This is a genomic window from Brevundimonas sp. SPF441 (genome assembly GCF_009661015.1).
In the GTDB taxonomy this organism is placed as follows: Bacteria; Pseudomonadota; Alphaproteobacteria; order Caulobacterales; family Caulobacteraceae; genus Brevundimonas; species Brevundimonas vesicularis.
On sequence record NZ_WJWX01000005.1, the window covers coordinates 99,915 to 120,774 of the forward strand.

A 20,860-nucleotide genomic window follows, 5' to 3' on the forward strand; every position below is an offset into this window, starting at 1 on the left:
TGAGCACCGTCCAATCCACAGAACCGTCCACACCCGTCTTCAGCGTCGCCTCGCGCGCGCCGGAGGGCATCGTCCTGGCCGCCAGCGCAGCAAAGCGTCTGGCCAAACTGGGCGCGGCCGAGGGCAAGACCCTGATGCTGCGTGTCGCGGTCGATGGCGGCGGCTGCTCGGGCTTCCAGTACCGGTTCGAACTGGTCGAGACGGCCGAGGACGACGACCTGCGCATCCAGGCCGACGGCCAGGCCGCCCTGATCGACCCGGTGTCCGTCCCCTTCCTGAAGAACTCCGAGATCGCCTATGTCGACGAACTGGCCGGCGCCCAGTTCGTGGTCAGAAACCCCAACGCCGCCTCCAGCTGCGGCTGCGGCGTCAGCTTCTCGATCGGATAAGCGCCCAGGCCGTCACGACGACGGTCGAGGCCAGCAAGGCCGAGAACACCGCGTCCCAAATCCCGTCCTGCAACAAGGCCCCGATCAGTCCGGTCAGGCTGAGCCCGAACAGCACGATGGGAACGCGGAAGATTGCCCACAGGCTCAGGTCCTTGCGATTGTGATGGGGCCGGTTCACGCCTTGCGCCTCCCCTTGCCCAGCCAGAGGTAGAGCCCCGAACCCAGTATGATGATGGTGGCGAGGTCCAGCAGCGCCCACAGGATCTTCAGCGCCAGCCCGCCATAGTCGCCGAAATGCAGCGGCTGCGACAGCGACAGGGCCTTCACATACCAGGGCGTCTCGGCCACCGCCGCCAGCTCGCCCGTCCGCGCATCGATCAGGGCCGGCGTAGTCATATGCGTCGTCAGCGGCGTTTCGCCGTGGAAGAAGACGGCATAGTGGTGGTCGGTCGAATAGTCGGTCCCCGGAAAGGCCACGAACTGCAGCTTCATGCCCGGCAGCGCCGCCTTGGCCCGCTCCACCGCTGCATCCAGCGAGGCCCGGCCTTGGGCGGGCGCCGGCGCATCGTAGGCGACCGTCAACTCCTTCAGCGCCGTCTCCTTCCAATAGGCCAGGATGGGCGTGGCCAGGGTGTTGACCACCCCCGTCAGACCCACCACCAGCACCCAGGCCGCCGTCACCACGCCCAGCAGATTGTGATAGTCCAGCCACCGCGTCCGCGCCGCCTTCTTGACCCGCACCGTGCCGAACGGCAGCCGACGCATGAAGGGCGCATACAGCACCACGCCTGACACCACGGCCACGACCAGCAACAGCCCCATCGCGCCCAGAAACAGCATTCCCGGCAGACCTAGGAACATGTCGGTGTGAAGCTGAAGCAGGAACTCCATCACCGGATGACCGGCGACCAGCGGCGCGCCCTCGCCGCTGGTCTGATCGATGGGCTCGAAACTGTATTTGCCGGCCGGGGCATCGGGCGCCCGGCTGGTGACGTTCACCACCGGCCGGTCCTCGTCGAAGCTCATGAAGGCCGGAACCTCGCCCGGATGTTTGGCCAGACCGGCGGCCAGCACCTCGTCCAGCGTCAGCAGTCGGCCGTCTGGGTTCTTTGGGGCCCACGGCTCATGCAGCAGCGCCTCGTTCAGCTCGTGGCTGAACACCAGCGGCAGCCCCGTGACGCACAGCATCAGCAGGAACAGGGTCGAGATCAGGCTCGACCACTTGTGTGTCCAGGTCCAGGCGCGGATCGTCCGGGCGTGCATCGGCCGACGCGGATCAGAACTCGGTCGAGACCGACAGACGCAAGGTCCGCGGCGCGCCCAGCGTCAGATAGTTCGATCCCGGATAGCCGCCGACTGCGACCCACTGATCCTCGTCCGCGACATTCTCGACCCGCGCCCGCAGCGTCACCGGCTTGTCACCCGCCACAAAGGCGTAGCGCACGCCGGCGTCGAACCGGGTCCAGCTTTCCAGCTCCAGCGTATTGGTCGCATTGGCCGGCTGGGCGCCGGTATGGACCGCCCGGCCCTCGACCGTCAGGCCGCTGACCATCGGCACGTCCCACTCGACGTTCAGATTGGCCTGGAAGTCCGGCACCCCGATCGCCGACTTGCCCGCATTGGCGGCGGTCAGCGACCGATTGATCTCGGCGTCTAGCCATGTCGCGCCGCCGATCAGACGCAAGCCTTCGACTGGTTCGCCATAGACGGTCAGCTCGACGCCCTTGTTCTCCTGCTCGCCCCCGTCCGAATAGACGGCGGTATTCGGATCGAAAAAGGCGCTGGGCAGGGTCGTGCGGAAGACGCTCAGCGTGCCGCCATATGAACCGGCGTCGTATTTGGCGCCGATCTCGGCCTGCTCGGCGCGGAACGGCGACAGCACTTCGCCGCCGTTCGCCACCGTCACGCCATTGACCACCGCCGGCGCGGTCGTCCCAGGAACGAGGGCTTCGGCATAGTTGGCGTACAGCGAGATCGCGTCGCTGGGCTTGTAGACCACGGCGAAGGCCGGCGTCGTCGCGTCGCTGGAATAGCCCGACGTGAATGCGCCGTCGGCATAGGCATAGGATCGGGTCTCGATCTCCTGATAGCGGACGCCGACGGTCGCCAGCAGCCGTCCATCCAGGAAGGACAGCACATCGGCGACGGCGAAACTGGTGTTCTTGACCCGCTCGGTGACGTTGGGATCATCCAGATCGCCCGAGACGCTTGCGATGGCCGGGGCCGGCGACAGCAGCGGATTGGTCAGCGTCCCCATCGCATAGCCGGCGAAGCTCGACGCCGCCCAGGCGTTCTTGGACTTGGACTGGATCTGCGAGGCCGAGGCGACCAGACGATGTTCAATCGGGCCGGTCATTAGGTCGGCGCGCACGCCGATGTCGCCCGACCAGACCGTGTCCTCGCGGATATTGTCGAAGCGATAGCCGCGGATCGCGCCCGCCGCATCGGCGCGCGGATTGGCCAGGCTGTTGTCTTCCTCGCCCTGACGCCCGCCGAAGGCGGCCCAGGCGCTGATGCTGTCGGTCAGGTCGAGCTCGCCGCGCATGGCGCCGAACACCTGCTCCTCGTCGGTGTAGGTCCAGCGCTGGGCGAAGTTCTTGTCGGCCGAGGGCGCCTCAGGGATGGCGGTTCCCGGCGTCACGCTGGGACGGGGCGCATCGATCCGGTGATCCTGCCAGCCAAGATCGGCCGAAAACCGGGCGCGATCGCCTCGGCGGTCCAGTCCAAGGCCGACGACCCGCAGTTGGCCGGTCTCGTCCTCGACGGCGCTTTCGCCCGCACGGCTGGCGATGTTCAAGCGCGCGCCCCATTCGCCTTCGGCGCCGAAACGGCGAGCCAGGTCGGCTGCGGCATAGATCTCGTCACGGCCCGACACGCCCCCGGTCAGGCGCGTCAGGGGGGCGTCGCCCGCCCGCTTCGGCGTCAGGTTGAAGGCGCCGCCGACCCCCGTTCCGCCCGGCGCGGCGCCGTTCAGGAAGGTGCTGGCGCCGCGAAACACCTCGACCCGCTCGACCAGTTCGGCCGCCACGAACTGGCGCGGCAACACGCCATAGAGGCCGTTGTAGCTCATGTCGTCGGAATAGACCGGAAAGCCGCGAACGACATACAGCTCCTGGAAGTTGCCGAACCCCTTGGACACACGCACCGTCGGGTCGTTCTGCAGCACGTCGCCGATGCCGCGCGCCTGCTGATCACGCACCAGCTTTTCGGTGTAGTTGGCGGTCGAGAACGGCGTGTCCATCACGCCCAGATTGCCCAGCAAACCAATGCGTCCGCCGCGCGCCACCTGACCGCCCGCCGCCGGCGCCGTCAGCCGAACCTGCGATCCCGTCACCACGATCTCGCCCAGCTCCGCCGGGGCCATCGCCTGCTGCGCCAGCACCGGCGAGGCGAGCGTCAGCGCAAGGGCGCTGGCGGTCAAAAGAACGGAGGCACGGCGAAGGCAGGGCATTTTGATACGCATTCTCAAAATCAAGTTGCGCGTCCCTAGCCCGATCGGTGGGCGCAATGCAATCCGCCGTGCCCGCGACATATTGCATTTAGCCGATTTCCTAATTAGGAAGGTCGCTATGAACACCCTGTTCAAGGCCCTGTCGCATCCGGTGCGTCGTCGCATCATCGCCATGCTGCGCGCCGGTCCGCTGGCCTCCGGCGATATCGCCGCCGCCTTTGACATGAGCTGGCCCACCATCACTGGCCACCTCAACGCCCTGAAGGAGGCCGGCCTGGTCAGCCCGGAGCGCGAGGGCCAGACCATCCGCTATCGGTTGGAAATCTCGGCGGTCGAGGAGGCCATGGCCTTTCTGATGGACATCGTCGGAACCGGCGAAGCGACCGAACCCCTGCCCCAGCCCTCAAAGGAACCACGCCGATGAAGGATCGCCTGTCCCTGCTGGACTATCTGACCCTCGCCGTCTTCGGCGTGCAGGCGGCGTTCGCCCTCTACATCGGCGTCAACGGCCCGACGACGCCCATGCCGATGCACTGGAATGCGGACTGGCAGGTCGATCGCTGGGGCGACCGGGTGGAGTTCGCGACCTTCGCGGGCGGCATGGCGGTGATCGGCTTCATCGCCGCCGCCGGCCTGGGTCTGGCCGCCCTGCGCGCCGAGGATCAGGGCGACGCCTCGCGCCGTCGCTCGATGCGGATCGGTCAGGGGCTGACCATCTTTCTCCTGGCCGCCATCGGACTGATGATCGCCTGGGCCAGCCTGGGTCACGCCAGCGTGGATAGCGGCCCTGCCGTCCTGACCGGCGCCCTGTCGCTGATCCTGCTGGTCACCGGCGCCTTCCTCGGCCGTGTCGCGCCCAATCCCCTGATCGGCGTGCGCACGCCCTGGAGCTACAAGAGCCGCCTGGCCTGGGATCGCTCGAACCGTTTGGCCGGCCGGCTGTTCTGTCTGGTCGGTCTGGCCGGCCTGATCGCCGCGCCGCTTGCGCCCCCGCCCTATGGCGTCACGGCCCTGATCGCCGCCGTCATCGTCGTCGCAGGCCTTTCGATCTTCGAAAGCTGGCGCGTCTGGCGCGCCGACCCCGACCGCCAACCCTTCTGAAGGAGACTGCCATGCTGATGCTGACCCACGCCCTTCTGGCCGCCAGCCTGATCGCGGGCCCGGTTTCGACCGACATCGCCCTGCCCGCCCAGCCCGCGCCCCTGCATGGCACGCTGCTGACGCCGGAAGCGCCGACGGCCGTCGCCGTCATCCTGCCCGGCTCCGGCCCGACCGATCGGGACGGGAACAGCCCGATGGGCGTCGCCGCCTCGACCTATCGCCTGCTGGCCGAAGGCCTGGCGGAACAGGGCGTCGCCACCGTGCGCATCGACAAGCGCGGCATCGCGGCCAGCGCCGCCGCCGGGCTCGACGAAACCCGGCTGCGTTTCGACGACTACGCCGCCGACGCCCGCGCCTGGGCCACGGAGGCTGCCTCGCGCGCCGGAAAGCCCTGCGCCTGGTTGATCGGCCACAGCGAAGGCGCCCTGGTCGCCCTGAAGGCGGTCGAGAGCGGAGACGACAAGATTTGCGGCCTGATCCTGCTGTCCGGCGCCGGTCGCCCGGCCGGCGTGGTGATCCGCGAACAGCTCCAGGCCGGCATGCCCGAACCCCTGAAGACCCAGGCCTTCGCGGTCCTGACCGAGCTTGAGGCCGGCCGCACCGTCGCCGACACGCCGCCTGCGCTGGCGGCCCTGTTCCGTCCCTCGGTCCAGCCGTATCTGATCTCGTGGCTGCCGCTGGACCCCGCCGCCCTGCTCGCCGCCTACGACGGCCCGGTCTTCATCGGCCAGGGAACCACCGATCTCCAAGTCACCGTCACGGACGCCCAAGCCCTCGCCGCCGCCGACCCCAAGGCCACGCTGAAACTCTGGGACGGCGTGAACCACCTCCTCAAGACCGCCCCCGCCGACCGCGCCGCCAATCTGGCGACCTACGCCGATCCAGCGTTGCCGCTGGCCACTGGCGTGACGGAGGATGTGGGGGCGTTCATCCGGGCGCATTAATCGTCATCAACATCTGACCGGCTTGAAAAAACTATTCAGGCGACCGAGGCTCGCTTGAGCATGCGCAGGGTGATCAACGAACTTCGGGTGGTATGGACCTTTCATAAGGTCGCTCTTGGTGGAGCGCTCATTGTAGTCGTACTCGCCGTCGTGATGGCGATGGTGGTAGCCTTTGTTAGCGCGCCGCAATCCACCAAGGGCAAGGTGATTTCGTTCGATGTCGCCGGAAGCGAACGGCGCAATGCTCCTGCGGCTATCGTTCATGTGGAAGGCCGCTTGGCCAGGATCAAAGTGTACAGACGCATCTCGTGCTTGGTCGGCGAAGAGATGGAGCTCATGCGCTATGACACGCCACTCGGATCGTTTTACACTCTCGCTTCTGGTCCTCGCCCCTGCCATTCGCCGGAGGGCTGAATGGCGATCATGAGAACTTTGCCGTAAAGTTAGTCCAACTCTCCCCGCGCCTCATCCGCCAGGGCGAAGAACCGCTCCCGAACCTCGGCCGCGAACGGGTTGTCGCGTTCGATGGCGCGGAAGACGGCGGGGCTGTCGTGGCGGACCATGTCGACGGCCTGCATCAGACGGTCGAAGCTGGCGGTGGTCATGCGCGTCGGCAGGGGCTCCATGGCCATCAGGACGCGGGCGATCAGATGGGTCAGGCCCTGCACCGTCGCAGCCTCGCGGTCATGGTCCTCGGGGCTGACCTGAAACACCTTCAGGCGCAACGCCCGGCGGCAGAAGGCGGCGACGCGGCGGGCGTCTTTCGCCCCCCTTACCTCGCACACGGCGATCCGCAGGCCCGCGATGCCGTCCTTGCCGCTCTGCGGCCCGAACAGGGGATGGGTGCCCACGATCCGCACGCCGGGCGGCAGCAGGGCGTTCATCGCCTGCGCCGGCTTCACCTTCACCGACCCCACGTCGATGACCAGGGCCTCGGGATTAAGGTGCGGGCCGATGGCGATCAGCGTCGCCTCCAACGCCTCGACCGGCACGGCCAGCACCACCGTGGGACAGGCGGCGGCGGTCGCCAGATCGGTCAGGGTCGCGAGGCCTCCGTCATCGCTCGCCGCCGGATCATGCGCCAGGATTTCGAACCCGGCCGACAAATGCCGCGCCGTCAGCCGCCCAAAGGCGCCGAAGCCGATCAGGCCGAGCGTTTCCCTCACAGCGTCTCCATGAACCGCACCGGCCGCCCGTGCGCCGATCCGAGCAGTTCACCGTCCTGCATCACCACCCGACCGCGCACGAGGGTCGCCATCGGCCAGCCGGTCGCCTCCATCCCGTCGAACGGGGTCCAGCCGCAGCGCGTCGCCTGCTGATCGTGAGTGATCGTCCGCTTGGCCTTCAGATCGACGATGGTCAGGTCGGCGTCATAGCTGACGGCCATCCGCCCCTTGTTCGCCGTGCCGAACACCCGCTGCGCCCCCGCCGAGGTCAGGTCGATGAAACGCTCCAGCGACAAGCGCCCGTTCGCCACATGGGTCAGCATCAGCGGCACCAGCGTCTGCACCCCCGGCATCCCGGACGGAGAGGCTGGATAGGGTTTGGCCTTTTCCTCCTTGGTGTGCGGCGCGTGGTCGGAGCCCAGCACGTCGGCCACGCCCTGCTGCATCCCCCACAGCCACAACGCGTCCACATGCTCCTGCGACCGGATCGGCGGGTTCATCTGGGCATAGCTGCCCAGCCGCTCATAGGCTTCCGGTCCGACCAGGGTCAGGTGCTGGGGCGTGATCTCGACGGTGGCGACATCCTTGTGGAAGCGCAGATATTCCATCTCTTCCTTGGTCGTGACGTGCAGCACATGGATACGCGCGCCCGTCTCCTTGGCCAGGCCGACCAGGCGACGGGTCGAGCGGATGGCGCTCTCGGCGTCGCGCACCTCGGGGTGGCTGGTCCAGTCAGCGGTGCGGGCCAGGCCGCGACGCTCGACCAGGCGGTATTCGTCCTCGGAGTGGAAGGTGGCGCGGCGGCGCACATTGGACAGCACCTTGCGCACCCCCTCGTCGTCGGCGATCAGCAGGTCGCCGGTCGAGGCGCCCATGAAGACCTTGACCCCGCAACACCCCGGCAGCCGCTCAAGTTCGCCCAGATAGTCCGCATTCTCATGCGTGCCGCCGATGTAGAAGGCGTGGTCGGTCCACATCCGATCCTTCGCCCGCGCCAGCTTGTCGGCCATGGTGTCGGGGTCGGTAGTGTTGGGATTGGTGTTCGGCATTTCGAACACGGCGACGACGCCGCCCAGGGCCGCCGCGCGGCTTCCCGTCTCCAGATCTTCCTTCCACTCCAGCCCCGGCTCGCGGAAATGGACCTGGGTGTCGATCACGCCGGGCAAGACCGTCAGACCCGTCGCGTCGAAAACCTCGCCCGCCGAGGCCTGAGACAGGTCGCCGATGAAGGCGATCTTGCCGTCGATCATCCCGACATCCGCCATGCCCCGCCCCGCATGGTTCGCCACCTCGCCGCCACGGACGATCAGGTCATAGGTCTGGGTCATGGGAAATCCTGCGGGTGTTTCCACGGTTCTAGCGGATGCAGCGTCGACCGTGAAAGCCGCTAAACGCTCTCCCTCCCCGTTCGGGGAGGGTGGCCGAGCCGCAGGCGAGGTCGGGTGGGGACGGCAAGGCGAAACGACACAGGTTCGTCGCAGGATCGCCGGCCGCCCCCACCCGGCCGCTTCGCGTCCACCCTCCCCGGGCGGGGAGGGAGATCGGGTTCAGCCCCGCGCCTTCAACATCCGCTGCGCCGCCTTCAGCACCCGCTCCCACGGCAGATCCATCATATGCTGGATCGCCTGGTTCAGGCGCGGATCCAGCTTCTTGAACTCTTCATAGGTCCGCGGCCCGCGCACGGTCTCCCCCTTCCAGGGTCCGCGCACGGTCTCGTCCGACGGCCCGAAGGCGGCGACGACCGGCGTGCCCGAGGCCACGGCCAGCTGGGTCCAGATCGAGTCCGCCCCGATGTACAGCACCGACGTCGACAAGGCCGCCACCGTCTGCAGCCGCGTCAGCTTGCCTTGAAGCTCGATCACCCGCGCGCGCGGCACGGCGTAGCGGATCGTGTGCGCCGCCTCGCGGTCGATCTCCTCGCCCACGATCATCAGCCGCCCGCCCGCCAGCGGCCCGTCGTCGGCCAGCAGCTTGGCCGCCACCTTGGCGTAGCGTTCGGCCGGCCAGCGCTTGCCCATCCATTCCACGCCCGGCCCGACCGCCAGGATCGGCCCGTCACCGCCCGTCGCCGGAATCAGCGCCTCGACCTGGGCCTGCGTCTCGTCTGAGACATAGAGTTTCGGCGCCGGGATCTCGTCCGGCTCCAGCTTCAGCACCGCCGCCGCCGCCTCGACCGCATGTAGGCCCGGCTGATCCTTGCCCCGCACCGCGCGTTTGTGCCGCCTCAGCTTGCCCGACAGGTCCGAGCCGCGCATGTCCACGACCAGCCCCCATTTGGTCGCCCGCACCTGGTTCCACAGGGCGATCCATTCGAAATGGCCTTCGCGCTCCAGCACGATCAACTTCGTCAGGCGCGGCGTATCGGCGAACAGCGGCGCACTGGCGGCCGATCCGACGATGGTGAAGGTCGCGTGCGGCAGGCTCTCGACCAGATGCGCCAGCACGCCGGAAGACAGCACGGCGTCCTCGGCGTCCGCCTCGGCGATGTACAGGATGGGAAACCGCCCGATCATCCGTCGACGGATACAGGGATTCTATCCGCGGTTCAGCGCCAAACGCGTGTTTCCACAGGAAGGCCCCATGCGCTACAGCGACGCGAATGAGCCAGACGTCCGATCCCGCCGCAGCAGCCGCCCTCGAACGCTTCAAGGCCCAGCGCGTCACGGCCATCTACCGACTGGACCTGATCGCCAAGGGCGCGACGATTTCCTACGAGGACGGCACGCCGATCGACATGGCCTCCGAAAAGGGCCGCCTGGAAGCGGTCGTCGCCGACATGGACCGCCGCATCGCCCGACTGGAGCGCGCGCTCGGCTAGCGCGACATGACCAAGGCTTAACTTGCCGCCCACAACGCATCGTGCCCCTCCTGATGACGGAGGACGCCCATGTTCGCACTCGCCATCAGCCTGATGCTCGCCGCCACGGACTCGTCTTGCCTTGCTCTTGAGCGCGGCGACGGCGGAAGCCCGGTCATCGAAGCCCGCATTAACGGAAAGGGCCCCTTCGCCTTCGTGCTGGACACGGCCTCCAGCGGCACCACCCTGGACGCCCCGCGCATCGCCCTGTTGCATCCGCCGCGCGAGCCGACGCCGGATCAGGCCCAGGGCATGGGCGGCGTGGTGCAGGTCGATCTCTATCGCATCGCTGCCTTGGAAGCCGGGCCGATCCAGATGCGCGATTTCGTCTCGCCCGAGATCGACCCACCGAGCTTCGATAGCCACGACATTGCGGGCCTGGCGGGCGTCGATCTGTTCGGCGAGGCCATGGCGGTCTGGCGCCCCGCTCAGGCTTGCGTGTCCGTCCGCGCCAGCGGCGCCGTCGAGGCGGACTGGATGCCGATCGAGACGGACTGGCAGCGCCCATGGCGTATCCTGCTGCCGGTCCGGATCGGCGACACGACCGGCTGGGGCTTGCTGGACACCGGCGCGCAGCACAGCACCCTGAACCCCGCCTTCGCCGCCGCGCTGCATATCAAAACGGATGCGCTGCCGTCCGGCGGACAGATCACCGGCATAGACGGGTTTCCAATGGATTTGGGTCAGGGCCAGATCACCGACGTGAAGATCGGACGCTGGCGCTGGTCCGCGACATCGGTGAAGGTCGGCGCCCTGCCGGTCTTCGATCGTCTCGGCCCGCCCGAAGCGCCGTTAGCGATCATCGGCATCGACTGGCTGGGCGACAGGGGCTTCGCCATCGACTATGGAGCGCAAAAGGTCTGGCAGACGCCGGACTGAAATCCCGGCCGCGATGACTTCACTTCCTCTCCTCCCCGGCCGGACCTGCGGCGGTTGCGTCGAATGCTGCCGCGTCATTCCGCTGAACCTGCCGGAACTGGCCAAGCCGACGGGCGAGCTGTGCGCCTATTGCGTCGACGGCGCCGGCTGTTCGGTCCACGAGATTCGGCCGAACACCTGCCGCATCTGGTTCTGCCTGTGGCGCGTGGTCGAGCTGTCGGACAACTGGCGACCAGATCGCAGCGGGGTCATCGTCCGCCCCGACGGCGTCGAGGATGGGGTCATCACCCTGTATGTCCTGCGCCGCTCCGACTTCCTGGCCTCGCCCGAGTTTTTCGTGACCGTCGCCGGCTGGGTCGCGGAAGGGATCGAGGTGGCGCTCAGCATTCCCGGCCCTGTCGGCACCTATCCGGCCCGCGCCGTCGTCACCGATTGGCTGCGCCCGGCGATCGAGGATGGCGACACCGACGCCTTCACGACGCGCGTCTTGATGTCCCTCGACCGGCTGGCCGAACACGATTTCCAGCCGGACGGCGTCGTCGCGCGATATGCGGTGACGCCTTCCGGCTCCCAGCCGATCTAATCGCAGCTCGCCAGCTGGCCTAGACCAAGGGTCTCAGCGCTCAGGCCGCCTTGTCCCAGTCCAGCACCACCTTGCCCGATTGGCCCGACTTCATGGCTTCGAAGCCTTCGCGGTAGTCGGCGTAGCCCAGGCGGTGCGTGATCAGCGGGCTGAGGTCCAGGCCGGCTTTCAACAGCCCCAGCATCTTGCGCCAGGTGGTGAACATCTCGCGGCCATAGACGCCCTTGATGGTCAGGGCCTTCAGAATGATCGCGCCCCAGTCGGTTTCCATCGGCTTGCCGGGAATGCCCAGCAGCGCCATGCCGCCGCCCATGATCAGGGTGTCGACGCACTGTTTGAAAGCGATGGGCGAGCCTGACATCTCCAGCGCCACGTCGAAGCCAACCTTCAGGCCCAGTTCCTTCATGACATCGTGGATGTCTTCCTTGGTCGTATTCACGGTGCGAACGCCCGGCGCGACCTTCTGCGCCAGCTCCAGCCGGAAGTCGTTGATGTCGGTCAGGACCACGGTGCGCGCGCCCGCGTGGCGGGCAACAGCGGCGGCCATCATACCGATCGGGCCGGCGCCGGTGACCAGCACATCCTCGCCCAGCAGGTCGAACTGCTGGGCCGTGTGAACCGCATTGCCGAACGGATCGAGGATCGAGCCGATCTCATAGGGCACGTCGTCCGGCAGTTCGATGACGTTGAAGGCCGGGGCCACGACGAACTCGGCGAAGGCGCCCTGACGGTTCACGCCGATGCCGCGCGTCTTCGGGTCCAGGTGGAAATGGCCGGCGCGGGCGGCTTCCGAGTTCAGGTCGATGACGTGGCCCTCGGCCGAGACGCGCTGGCCGATCTTCAGCGGGCGATCCACATCCTTGCCGATGGCGACGATCTCGCCAGCGAACTCGTGGCCGGTGATCATCGGGGTCGGCACGTTCTTCTGGGACCACTCGTCCCAGTTCCAGATGTGGATGTCGGTGCCGCAGACGGCCGTGCGATGGACGCGGATCAGCACATCTTCCGGCCCCGCTTCAGGGATCGGGGCGTCGATCAGTTCCAGGCCGACGCCCGGCGCCGTCTTGGCCAAGGCCTTCATCGTGTCGGTCATAGTCTCAACTCCCTGAAATCGTGGCCTCGGGTTCATCCCGAAACCTGCGGCTGAGGCCCCACGCCTCCTCACCGCTTGGCTTTCGTCGATGGCGCGCGAAAAGGGCTAAATGACGCCGAGTTCCCGGCCCGCCTGGGTGAACACTTCGACCGTGCGGTCGATCTGGTCGAAGGTATGGGCCGCCGACATCTGTGTGCGGATGCGGGCCTGGCCACGCGGCACAACGGGGAACGAGAACCCGATCACATAGACGCCCAGCTCCAGCGCCCGCGCCGCGAAATCCTGCGCCAGTTTGGCGTCGCCCAGCATGACGGGGATGATCGGATGCTCGCCGTCCAGCAGGGTGAAGCCTGCGTTCGACATCGCCCCGCGATAGCGATGGGCGTTGGCCGAAAGGCGGGTGCGCAACGCATCTCCCTCGGCGCCTTGTGCGATTTGGATCGCCTCCAGGCTGGACCCGCACACAGCCGGCGCCAGGGCGTTGGAGAACAGATAGGGCCGCGCCCGCTGTTTCAGCAGTTCGACCACCGACTTCTTCGCGCAGATGAAACCGCCCATGGCGCCGCCCAGGGCCTTGCCGAAGGTGCCAGTGACGAAATCCACCTCGACGCCATGATGGGCGAACGAGCCCTTGCCTTGCGGGCCCAGGAAGCCCGTCGCGTGGCAGTCGTCCACCATGATCAGGGCGTCGTATTTGTCGGCCAGCGCCCGGATTTCGTCCAGCTTGGCGATATAGCCGTCCATTGAGAAGGCGCCGTCGGTGGCGATGATGATGTCGCGCGCGCCGGCCGCGCGGGCCTCCTTCAGCCGGCTCTCCAACTCGTCCATGTCGGAGTTGGCGAAGCGATAGCGTTTGGCCTTGCACAGCCGAACCCCGTCGATAATCGAAGCGTGGTTCAGGCTGTCGGAAACGATGGCGTCGTTCTCGCCCAGCAGCGGTTCGAACAGACCGCCGTTGGCGTCGAAGGCGGCGGCGAACAGGATGGCGTCCTCGAAACCGAGATAGGCGGCGATGGCCGCTTCCAGTTCCTTGTGGATTTCCAGCGTGCCGCAGATAAAGCGCACGGACGCAGTGCCCGCGCCCCACTTCGCTTGCGCCGCCATCCCGGCCTGGGTCACACGCTCGTCGCCGGCCAGGCCAAGATAGTTGTTGGCGCAGAAGTTCAGCACGTCGCGGCCGGCGACCTGGATCACCGGCCCCTGGCGCGAGGCGATGATGCGTTCGGGCTTGGTCAGGCCCTGGGCGTCGATCTCGGACAGTTCGCCGGCGACGCGGTCGTAGAAGCTCTGGGTCATGAGCCGCGACCTACGCCGATTTTCGATCGGTTTCCACCCGCCTCAGGTCGCCGGGGCCGGGTTAGCCTCGGCCCGGATCGGGCTTACACGGATGCGGCCGCCGCAGGGACTGAACGAGAACGGCAGGCTGACGGCGGCCGTATCGCTGGGTGCCATGACCTTTATCGTGGCCGCGTCGGGACACGTCTTTTGCAGGGCTTCATTAGGCACGACGCTCCAGGCCATTTCGAAATAGGCCTTGGCCCGGGGGGCCAGCTCGACCGGCGTGGGGGCCTGGCCTTGGCGGAAATAGCTTCCTGGACTCTGTTCGGCGCGGATGGACGACAAGGTGCGTCCGCGCGCGTCCTGCAAGGTCACTGTCGGATAGCCGGTCAGACTGCAGGCCTGGGTTCCAATATTCTGAAGACTGAAGTTGGTGACCCGATTTCCCGCACCCGCATCGCCGTCGCCTGCCGCCAGCGTCAGTTGCGGCCCCTTGCAGGGTAGCGCAGCGGGCAAGACCCCGCCGGTCGCCTCGGTCGGCGTCTGGCCCGGCGTCCGCACCGGTCCGGGCGTCGCATCCGCCCCGGGAATCGGCCGCGAGCAGCGCTCCAGCACCGCGACACCGGTCGTGCCGTCCGGACCCAGTCGGCTCAGCGTGCCGCCCTCTTGGCCATCGCGCGTCGCCGTCCACCATTCCACCCCGCCGCCGACATAGCGCGCGCCGCTGGCGGCCTGCACCGAACGCAAGGCATAGGTCTGGTGCTGATGGGTCAGCCTGGCGTTGTCGCTGTCGATATACTGGACCTGAAGCGTCGCGCCGCTTTCGCAGGCATAGCCGACCGAGGGCGCATTGGATGCAGGCGCGGCCGACGGTTCGACCGGGGCGGCGGGCTGTTCCGGCTCTGTGCGAGAGCAGGCTGCAGCGCCGGTCAGGGCGGCGATGGCGACGAATGTGGTCAGGCGGTGCGACATCATGTCATGTCCTCTGGTTTCGGCTTCAACGGCCCAACCTGACCAAAGGCTCCGCTTAATGCCCCGCTTTTGGCGTCTCCATCAGCTCGATCAACACGCCGCCCATGTCACGCGGATGCAGGAAGACGACCGGCGTCCCGTGCGCCCCGATGCGCGGCTCGCCTGTGCCCAGGATCGTCACCCCCTTGGCGCGCATCTCGGCGACGGCGGCGTGGATGTCGGCGACCTCGAAACAGACGTGATGCTGGCCGCCCTTGGGATTCTTGGCCAGGAAGCCGACAATGGGACTGGTGTCGTCATAGGGTTCGATCAGCTCGATCTGAGCCGTCGGCGTATCCACGAAACAGACCTTCACCCCTTGCGCCGGCAGGTCGAACGGCTCGCCGATCTTCGTCGCGCCGAGGATATCGCGATACAGTTTGATCGAGTCGGCGATGGACGGCGTGGCGACGCCGACGTGGTTCAGGGCGCCGATCATGACTTGTCCTTGTCGGGGGGGGGCTGGGCGTAACCCAGACGCTGGTTCAGCTTCTCGATCAGGTCGACCGCCGTATCGGCGATGGCCGAACCGGGCGGATAGACGGCGGCCGCGCCCATATCGAGCAGGGGTTGGACGTCAGATGGCGGGATCACGCCGCCGACCACGATCATGATGTCGGGCCGGCCCAGTTTCTCCAGCTCGGCCTTCAACTCAGGCACCAGCGTCAGATGCCCGGCCGCCAGCGACGATGCGCCGACCGCGTGAACGCCTTTCTCGACCGCTTCCTGTGCAGCCTCCGACGGCGTTTGGAACAGGCTGCCCGCCGTGACGTCGAAGCCCAGATCGCCGTATCCGGTCGCGACCACCTTCTGGCCCCGGTCGTGCCCGTCCTGGCCCAGTTTGGCGATCAGGATGCGCGGCGGCCCGCCGTCATTCTCGACGAAGGTCGCGACCATCTCGCGGGCGCGGGCGAAGCGGGCGTCGGTCCCCGCCTCCTTGGCGTACACGCCCGAAACGGTCTGGACCGTCGCCACGTGGCGGCCGAAGGCGGCCTCCAGCGCGTCGGAGATTTCGCCCACCGTCGCCTTGGCGCGGGCCGCCTGAACCGCCAGTTCCAGCAGGTTGGCATTCCCGCGCGCGCCCTCGGTCAGGGCGTTCAGCGCCGCATCGGTCGCCGCCTGATCTCGCTCGGCGCGCAGGCGCTTCAACTTGTCAATCTGGGCCGCCAGCACCGCCGCATTGTCGACCTTCAGCATCGGAATGTCGTCGACGACAGGGTTCAGATATTTGTTCACCCCCACCACCGTCTGCTGGCCAGTGTCGATCCGGGCCTGGGTCTTGGCGGCGGACTCCTCGATCCGCAGCTTGGGGATGCCGGCTTCGATCGCCTTCGCCATGCCGCCCAGGGCCTCGACCTCGGCCATATGGGCGCGTGCCCGTTCGGCCAGCTCGTGCGTCAGCCGTTCGACATAGAAGCTGCCGCCCCAGGGATCGATCACCCGCGTCAGCCCCGTCTCCTGCTGCAGCAGGATCTGGGTGTTGCGCGCGATCCGGGCCGAGAAATCGGTTGGAAGCGCAAGGGCCTCGTCCAAGGCGTTGGTGTGCAGGCTCTGCGTCTGGCCGCCCGCCGCCGCCATGGCCTCGACCATGGTGCGCGGCACATTGTTGAACACGTCCTGCGCCGCAAGCGACCAGCCCGAGGTCTGACAGTGGGCGCGCAGGCTCAGCGACTTCGGATCGACCCCGCCTTCCTTGCGCACCGCCTCGGCCCACAGCAGGCGGCCGGCGCGCATCTTGGCCACCTCCATGAAATAGTTCATGCCGATGGCCCAGAAGAAGCTGAGGCGCGGCGCGAACCGGTCGATGGGCATGCCCGCCGCGACGCCCGCCCGCAGATATTCGATCCCGTCCGCCAGCGTATAGGCCAGCTCGATATCCGCCGAGGCTCCCGCCTCCTGCATGTGATAGCCGCTGATCGAGATGGAGTTGAACTTCGGCGTCTCCTGCGCCGTCCAGGCGAAGATGTCGGCGATGATCCGCATCGAGGGTTCGGGCGGATAGATGTAGGTGTTGCGGACCATGAACTCCTTCAGAATGTCGTTCTGAATGGTTCCGGTCAGCTTGGCGTGCGGCACGCCCTGCTCCTCGGCCGCGACGACATACAGCGCCAGGATCGGCAGCACCGCCCCGTTCATCGTCATCGACACCGACATCTGGTCCAGCGGGATCCCGTCGAACAGGGTCCGCATGTCATAGATGCTGTCGATGGCCACGCCCGCCATGCCGACGTCGCCCTTCACCCGCGGGTGGTCGCTGTCATAGCCCCGGTGCGTCGCCAGGTCGAAGGCGATGCTCAGCCCCTTCTGACCGGCCGCCAGATTGCGGCGGTAGAAGGCGTTGGACTCCTCGGCGGTCGAGAAGCCGGCGTATTGCCGGATCGTCCAGGGATTGCCCGCATACATGGTCGGATAGGGACCACGCACGAACGGCGCGAACCCCGGCAGGCCGTGCGGGTGATCGAGCGCGTCCGTTGTGCCGGGACCATAGGCGGTCTCGACCGTCAGCCCCTCGGGCGTCAGCCAAGGATCGCGCGTCGGCCCCTGCCCCGTCGCATCGAGGTTCAGGGCGATCTTGCTGAAGTCGGGGAAACTCACTGAGCCGTCTCCTCGAAGGCCGCGGCGAACCGGATCGGAGCCAGGGGCTCGCACACCCGTTCGACCAACACGGCCGCCTCATCGCCCGCCTCGACCGGCGCAGGCCGCACGTCCGCATCGACATATTTGGTCACGCCGATGATCTGCGCCGCGCCGTTCGTCAGCGCGGCCTCGCGGACCGCGCGGGCGCGGGCGATGCGGGGCTGGATGACCGAGCCCTTGAGCGCGTCGACCAGACCGCCTTCGGCCTCGATCATCTGGAACTCGGCCCAGCCGGCCTCTGTCAGGTCCCGCGTCCGGGCGTCCAGATACCAGGAGCCGGCGGCCGGATCGTCGACCCGGCCCAGATTGGCCTCCTCCATCAACACCAGTTGGGTGTTCCGCGCCTGTCGCCGCGCAAAGGCGTCTGACGTTCCGGAGGCGCGGGTGAAGCCATCCAGCACCACCACGTCCGCCCCGCCGACCGCGCCGGCGAAGCCCGCCGCCGTCAGCCGCAGCAGATTGGGCCAGGGATCGCGCGCCGACAGCATCCGCCGCGACGAGCGCGCCTCGATCACAGCCGGAACGTCCACGTCGAACGCCTTCGTCAGGCTGGCCCAGATCAGCCGCATGGCCCTAACCTTGGCCAGGCTGTCGAAATATTCCGCATCGACCGACAGGCCGACGACCGTGCCGCGCAAAGCCGCCTCGACCGACATCCCGGCCTCGACCGCCGCCTTCGCATGGGCCACGACGCTGGACGCCGCAAAGGCCAGCTCCTGCGCCGCCGATCCGCCCGCCTCGTGCGCGACCCGGCCGCTGGCCAGGAAGAAGGTCGCGTCGGGATAGGCGCCCGCATGACGCGCCGCCGTATTGGCCGCCAGGCTCAGATGCTCTTCCACAGAACGCTGCGCCCCGCCCGCCTCGGCGAAGGCCGAGACCGGGTCCATATGAAACCGCAGCTGGGCGCGCGGCGAGCCCTTGGCGACGACCGCCAGGGCGTTTGCCGCATCCGGCCCGTCGATCCCGGCATCCAGCGCGACGGGCGCCAGCTCCAACGCCACGCCTTCCAGCGCCCGGCCCAAGGGCGCGGAATCCGACAGCACCCGCCCCTTCAGCACCACCGAGGCCGCGCCGTTCTCCAGATCGGTCAGGACGGCGGCGTTGACCGCCTCGGCATCGTCGCCTTCCACCAGCGTCCGCAGATCCCAGGCCCGGCCTTCGGAGTCGGATGGACGCGGGGCGAAGATCGGCTGCACGCCCGTCGCGCCCGCATACAGCGGCCGCGTCACCAGTTGATCGGCGTCGAGATGCATCAGCGACTCGATTGGCCGATCCTTCAGCGCCTTCTGGGCCGCCTCGCGCCATTCGAGGGGGGTAGGTGTGGGGAAGCTCATGCGCGCGCCTCCCCACCCGCGCGTCGTGAAGAACCCCTCCACCGCTTCGCGCCCCCCCTCCCCGCAAGCGGGGCGGAGACAGGCTGTCGTCTCCTCCCCATGCAATGGGGAGGTGGCTCGGAGCGAAGCGTAGAGACGGAGGGGTTCTTCATCACCCGAACTCCACCAGCACGTCGTCCGCCGCCACCGGATCGCCGTCCTTGGCGCCGACGGCCTTCACCACCCCGTCGCGCTCGGCCTTCAGGATGTTCTGCATCTTCATGGCCTCGATGATGGCCACCGTCTCGCCGGTCTTGACCTCCTGACCCACGACCACCGGGATCGAGACCACCAGACCCGGCATCGGCGATAGCACCATCTTGGAGGTGTCCGCCGCGACCTTCTCCGGCAGGCGCGCATACAGTTCGGCGACGTGGGGCCGCAGCACCCGCACCCGCGCCTTGGCCGCACGGTGGCGGATGTCGAAGCCGTCGGCGACACGTTTGACCTCCGCGGTGAAGGGCTCGCCGTCCAGATCGGCCTTGAACTGGGCCAGACCCGGCCGCCAGTCGATGTCCGACAGGCGGATGTCGCCCCCGCCCGTCAGGGTCAGGATCATCTCCTCGTCCTCGTCATAGGACAGGCCGACGCCGTGCGGCGTCTTGTCGATCATCACGATCCAGTCAGTGCGATCCGACGGGTCGCCGTCCTGTTCGGCGATGACCTCGTGCATGGCCAACGCTGAGGCGAGCAGGATGCGCTCCTGGTCCCGCGTCGGTTTCAGACCGTGGAAGCCGTCCGGGAACTCGTCCTTGATATAGCTGGTCGACAGATTGCCCGACTTGAACCGATCCTGATCCATCACCGCCGCCAGGAAGGGCACATTGTGGCCCAGGCCCGACAGGTGGGTGTCCTCCAGCGCGCGGGCCATGCCCTCGACCGCCGCCTCGCGCGTCTCGCCCCAGGCGCACAGTTTGGCGATCATGGGATCGTAGTACATGCTGATTTCGTCGCCCTCGCGGACACCGGAATCGTTCCTGACCGTATAATCCCCCTGATCGCCTTCTTCGGGTTGCTCGTAGCGAACCAGCCTGCCGATGGACGGCAGGAAGCCGCGATACGGATCCTCGGCGTAGATGCGGCTTTCGATCGCCCAGCCGTCGATCTTCAGGTCCTTCTGCTCAAAGGCCAGGGCCTCGCCCCACGCCGAACGGATCATCTGCTCGACCAGATCGACGCCCGTGATCAGCTCCGTTACCGGATGCTCGACCTGCAGCCGGGTGTTCATCTCCAGGAAGTAGAAGCTCTTGTCCTGACCGGCGACGAACTCGACCGTGCCGGCCGAGTCATAGTTCACCGCCTGGGCCAGGGCCACGGCCTGCGCCCCCATGGCCGCTCGGGTGGCCTCGTCCAGCAAGGGGCTGGGCGCCTCCTCGATCACCTTCTGGTTGCGGCGCTGGATCGAGCATTCGCGCTCGAACAGATGGACCACATGGCCGTGCTTGTCGCCCAGCACCTGGATCTCGATGTGGCGCGGATCGACGATGAACTTCTCCAGGAAGACCCGGTCATCGCCGAACGCGTTCAGCGCCTCGGCCTTCACCGCCGCGAACCCCTCGGCCATGTCGGCGTCCGAGTGGGCCACGCGGATGCCCTTGCCGCCGCCGCCGGCCGAGGCTTTGATCATGATCGGATAGCCGATCTCATTGGCGATCTTCACCGCCTCGTCCGGCGTCTCGATCAGCCCCATATGGCCCGGCACGGTCGAAACCCCCGCCTCGGCCGCCAGCTTCTTGGAGCTGATCTTGTCGCCCATGGCCTCGATGGCCTCCGGGTTCGGCCCGATGAAGGCGATCCCCTCGTCCCTCAGCCGACGCGCGAACCCGGCGTTCTCGCTCAGGAAGCCAAAGCCCGGATGCACGGCCTGCGCCCCCGTCTGGCGCACCGCCTCGACGATCTTGTCGGCCAGCAGATAGGACTGCGCCGCCGGCGCCGGCCCGATCAGCACCGCCTCGTCGGCCATCTCGACCGCCAGCGACCCTGCGTCGGCCTCCGAATAGACCTGCACCGTCTGGATGCCCATCTTGCGGCAGGTCTTGATGATCCGAACCGCGATCTCGCCCCGGTTGGCGATGAGGATTTTGGAGAACATGTCTGA

20 protein-coding genes and 1 pseudogene are annotated in these 20,860 nt (G+C 67.5%); 8 read left to right on the forward strand and 13 right to left on the reverse strand.

The genetic code is table 11. The features are described 5' to 3' along the window. Positions 1-68 precede the first annotated feature (68 nt). On the forward strand, positions 69-389 hold the full coding sequence (gene erpA / locus GGC30_RS05225; RefSeq protein ID WP_370451892.1) for an iron-sulfur cluster insertion protein ErpA: 321 nt from the start codon (positions 69-71) through the stop codon (positions 387-389). Here the strand turns inward: erpA and GGC30_RS05230 are convergent. The 3 genes and pseudogenes from GGC30_RS05230 to GGC30_RS05240 form a co-directional block, all read right to left on the reverse strand. After that, positions 370-567: a hypothetical protein gene (locus GGC30_RS05230; RefSeq protein WP_228763617.1), complete on the reverse strand. Its 198-nt coding sequence runs from the start codon at positions 565-567 to the stop codon at positions 370-372. The genes erpA and GGC30_RS05230 overlap by 20 nt on opposite strands. Beyond that, positions 564-1,756: pseudogene (locus GGC30_RS05235) on the reverse strand (PepSY-associated TM helix domain-containing protein). The gene GGC30_RS05230 and the pseudogene GGC30_RS05235 overlap by 4 nt, the downstream one beginning before the upstream one ends. Beyond that, entirely contained in the window at positions 1,666-3,852 is a 2,187-nt protein-coding gene (locus GGC30_RS05240; protein ID WP_370451887.1) for a TonB-dependent receptor, read from the reverse strand. Before GGC30_RS05240 ends, GGC30_RS05235 begins: the two are co-directional and overlap by 91 nt. A gap of 106 nt (positions 3,853-3,958) precedes the next feature. On the opposite strand from GGC30_RS05240, the gene GGC30_RS05245 reads away from it, so the two are divergent. From GGC30_RS05245 to GGC30_RS05260, 4 genes are read left to right on the forward strand one after another with little or no spacing between them, the layout of a single operon-like run. Further along, positions 3,959-4,264 (forward strand): metalloregulator ArsR/SmtB family transcription factor, encoded by a 306-nt coding sequence (locus tag GGC30_RS05245; RefSeq protein ID WP_153922996.1) that lies wholly within the window; start codon positions 3,959-3,961, stop codon positions 4,262-4,264. Further along, entirely contained in the window at positions 4,261-4,941 is a 681-nt protein-coding gene (locus tag GGC30_RS05250) for an SdpI family protein (protein WP_153922997.1), read from the forward strand. Before GGC30_RS05245 ends, GGC30_RS05250 begins: the two co-directional genes overlap by 4 nt. Before the next feature lie 11 nt (positions 4,942-4,952). Then, positions 4,953-5,885, forward strand: a complete 933-nt coding sequence (locus GGC30_RS05255; protein ID WP_153922998.1) for an alpha/beta hydrolase — start codon at positions 4,953-4,955, stop codon at positions 5,883-5,885. Positions 5,886-5,939: 54 nt separating this feature from the next. Beyond that, on the forward strand, positions 5,940-6,299 hold the full coding sequence (locus GGC30_RS05260; RefSeq protein WP_153922999.1) for a hypothetical protein: 360 nt from the start codon (positions 5,940-5,942) through the stop codon (positions 6,297-6,299). 29 nt (positions 6,300-6,328) lie between these two features. Here GGC30_RS05260 and GGC30_RS05265 read toward each other — a convergent pair whose 3' ends face one another. The 3 genes from GGC30_RS05265 to GGC30_RS05275 form a co-directional block, all read right to left on the reverse strand. Then, positions 6,329-7,051 carry a prephenate dehydrogenase/arogenate dehydrogenase family protein gene (locus GGC30_RS05265; RefSeq protein WP_370451888.1) on the reverse strand — a complete coding sequence of 241 codons (723 nt, stop codon included), beginning with the start codon at positions 7,049-7,051 and terminating at the stop codon, positions 6,329-6,331. Next, positions 7,048-8,379: a dihydroorotase gene (locus GGC30_RS05270; protein ID WP_153923000.1), complete on the reverse strand. Its 1,332-nt coding sequence runs from the start codon at positions 8,377-8,379 to the stop codon at positions 7,048-7,050. The genes GGC30_RS05265 and GGC30_RS05270 overlap by 4 nt, the downstream gene beginning before the upstream one ends. A gap of 219 nt (positions 8,380-8,598) precedes the next feature. Further along, entirely contained in the window at positions 8,599-9,564 is a 966-nt protein-coding gene (locus GGC30_RS05275) for a glycosyltransferase family 9 protein (RefSeq protein WP_153923001.1), read from the reverse strand. Positions 9,565-9,650: 86 nt separating this feature from the next. On the opposite strand from GGC30_RS05275, the gene GGC30_RS05280 reads away from it, so the two are divergent. The 3 genes from GGC30_RS05280 to GGC30_RS05290 all read left to right on the forward strand — a co-directional run bounded on the left by GGC30_RS05280 (position 9,651) and on the right by GGC30_RS05290 (position 11,370). Then, a complete protein-coding gene (locus tag GGC30_RS05280) occupies positions 9,651-9,869 on the forward strand; it encodes a hypothetical protein (protein WP_153923002.1) in 219 nt (72 codons plus the stop codon). A 69-nt stretch (positions 9,870-9,938) separates the two neighbouring features. After that, positions 9,939-10,787, forward strand: coding sequence for a retroviral-like aspartic protease family protein (locus GGC30_RS05285; protein WP_153923003.1), 849 nt, complete (start codon positions 9,939-9,941; stop codon positions 10,785-10,787). A 13-nt stretch (positions 10,788-10,800) separates the two neighbouring features. After that, a complete protein-coding gene (locus tag GGC30_RS05290; protein ID WP_153923004.1) occupies positions 10,801-11,370 on the forward strand; it encodes a hypothetical protein in 570 nt (189 codons plus the stop codon). Between the two features lie 40 nt (positions 11,371-11,410). Here the strand turns inward: GGC30_RS05290 and tdh are convergent, their stop codons facing one another. The 7 genes from tdh to GGC30_RS05325 form a co-directional block, all read right to left on the reverse strand. Further along, positions 11,411-12,451, reverse strand: a complete 1,041-nt coding sequence (gene tdh / locus GGC30_RS05295) for an L-threonine 3-dehydrogenase (protein ID WP_199059180.1) — start codon at positions 12,449-12,451, stop codon at positions 11,411-11,413. Between the two features lie 117 nt (positions 12,452-12,568). Then, on the reverse strand, positions 12,569-13,759 hold the full coding sequence (locus GGC30_RS05300) for a glycine C-acetyltransferase (protein WP_153923005.1): 1,191 nt from the start codon (positions 13,757-13,759) through the stop codon (positions 12,569-12,571). Between the two features lie 42 nt (positions 13,760-13,801). Continuing rightward, a complete protein-coding gene (locus GGC30_RS05305) occupies positions 13,802-14,716 on the reverse strand; it encodes a DUF4232 domain-containing protein (protein ID WP_153923006.1) in 915 nt (304 codons plus the stop codon). 52 nt (positions 14,717-14,768) lie between these two features. Continuing rightward, complete coding sequence (gene mce / locus GGC30_RS05310) at positions 14,769-15,191, reverse strand: methylmalonyl-CoA epimerase (protein WP_091745815.1); 423 nt, start codon at positions 15,189-15,191, stop codon at positions 14,769-14,771. Next, complete coding sequence (gene scpA / locus GGC30_RS05315; protein WP_370451889.1) at positions 15,188-17,347, reverse strand: methylmalonyl-CoA mutase; 2,160 nt, start codon at positions 17,345-17,347, stop codon at positions 15,188-15,190. The genes mce and scpA overlap by 4 nt, the downstream gene beginning before the upstream one ends. Continuing rightward, on the reverse strand, positions 17,344-18,723 hold the full coding sequence (locus GGC30_RS05320; RefSeq protein ID WP_153923007.1) for a methylmalonyl-CoA mutase family protein: 1,380 nt from the start codon (positions 18,721-18,723) through the stop codon (positions 17,344-17,346). The genes scpA and GGC30_RS05320 overlap by 4 nt, the downstream gene beginning before the upstream one ends. 151 nt (positions 18,724-18,874) lie before the next feature. Continuing rightward, positions 18,875-20,854, reverse strand: coding sequence for an acetyl/propionyl/methylcrotonyl-CoA carboxylase subunit alpha (locus GGC30_RS05325; RefSeq protein ID WP_153923008.1), 1,980 nt, complete (start codon positions 20,852-20,854; stop codon positions 18,875-18,877). Between the last annotated feature and the right edge of the window lie 6 nt (positions 20,855-20,860).

Bases quoted from the DNA above. Each gene is read 5' to 3' on its own strand.
- GGC30_RS05285 (WP_153923003.1), top strand. From the start codon at position 9,939: ATGTTCGCACTCGCCATCAGCCTGATGCTCGCCGCCACGGACTCGTCT.
- GGC30_RS05290 (WP_153923004.1), top strand. From the start codon at position 10,801: ATGACTTCACTTCCTCTCCTCCCCGGCCGGACCTGCGGCGGTTGCGTC.
- GGC30_RS05325 (WP_153923008.1), bottom strand. From the start codon at position 20,854: ATGTTCTCCAAAATCCTCATCGCCAACCGGGGCGAGATCGCGGTTCGG.
- GGC30_RS05245 (WP_153922996.1), top strand. From the start codon at position 3,959: ATGAACACCCTGTTCAAGGCCCTGTCGCATCCGGTGCGTCGTCGCATC.
- GGC30_RS05300 (WP_153923005.1), bottom strand. From the start codon at position 13,759: ATGACCCAGAGCTTCTACGACCGCGTCGCCGGCGAACTGTCCGAGATC.
- mce (WP_091745815.1), bottom strand. From the start codon at position 15,191: ATGATCGGCGCCCTGAACCACGTCGGCGTCGCCACGCCGTCCATCGCC.
- GGC30_RS05320 (WP_153923007.1), bottom strand. From the start codon at position 18,723: ATGAGCTTCCCCACACCTACCCCCCTCGAATGGCGCGAGGCGGCCCAG.
- GGC30_RS05255 (WP_153922998.1), top strand. From the start codon at position 4,953: ATGCTGATGCTGACCCACGCCCTTCTGGCCGCCAGCCTGATCGCGGGC.
- GGC30_RS05305 (WP_153923006.1), bottom strand. From the start codon at position 14,716: ATGATGTCGCACCGCCTGACCACATTCGTCGCCATCGCCGCCCTGACC.
- GGC30_RS05270 (WP_153923000.1), bottom strand. From the start codon at position 8,379: ATGACCCAGACCTATGACCTGATCGTCCGTGGCGGCGAGGTGGCGAAC.
- GGC30_RS05275 (WP_153923001.1), bottom strand. From the start codon at position 9,564: ATGATCGGGCGGTTTCCCATCCTGTACATCGCCGAGGCGGACGCCGAG.
- GGC30_RS05240 (WP_370451887.1), bottom strand. From the start codon at position 3,852: ATGCGTATCAAAATGCCCTGCCTTCGCCGTGCCTCCGTTCTTTTGACC.
- GGC30_RS05250 (WP_153922997.1), top strand. From the start codon at position 4,261: ATGAAGGATCGCCTGTCCCTGCTGGACTATCTGACCCTCGCCGTCTTC.
- GGC30_RS05280 (WP_153923002.1), top strand. From the start codon at position 9,651: ATGAGCCAGACGTCCGATCCCGCCGCAGCAGCCGCCCTCGAACGCTTC.
- tdh (WP_199059180.1), bottom strand. From the start codon at position 12,451: ATGAAGGCCTTGGCCAAGACGGCGCCGGGCGTCGGCCTGGAACTGATC.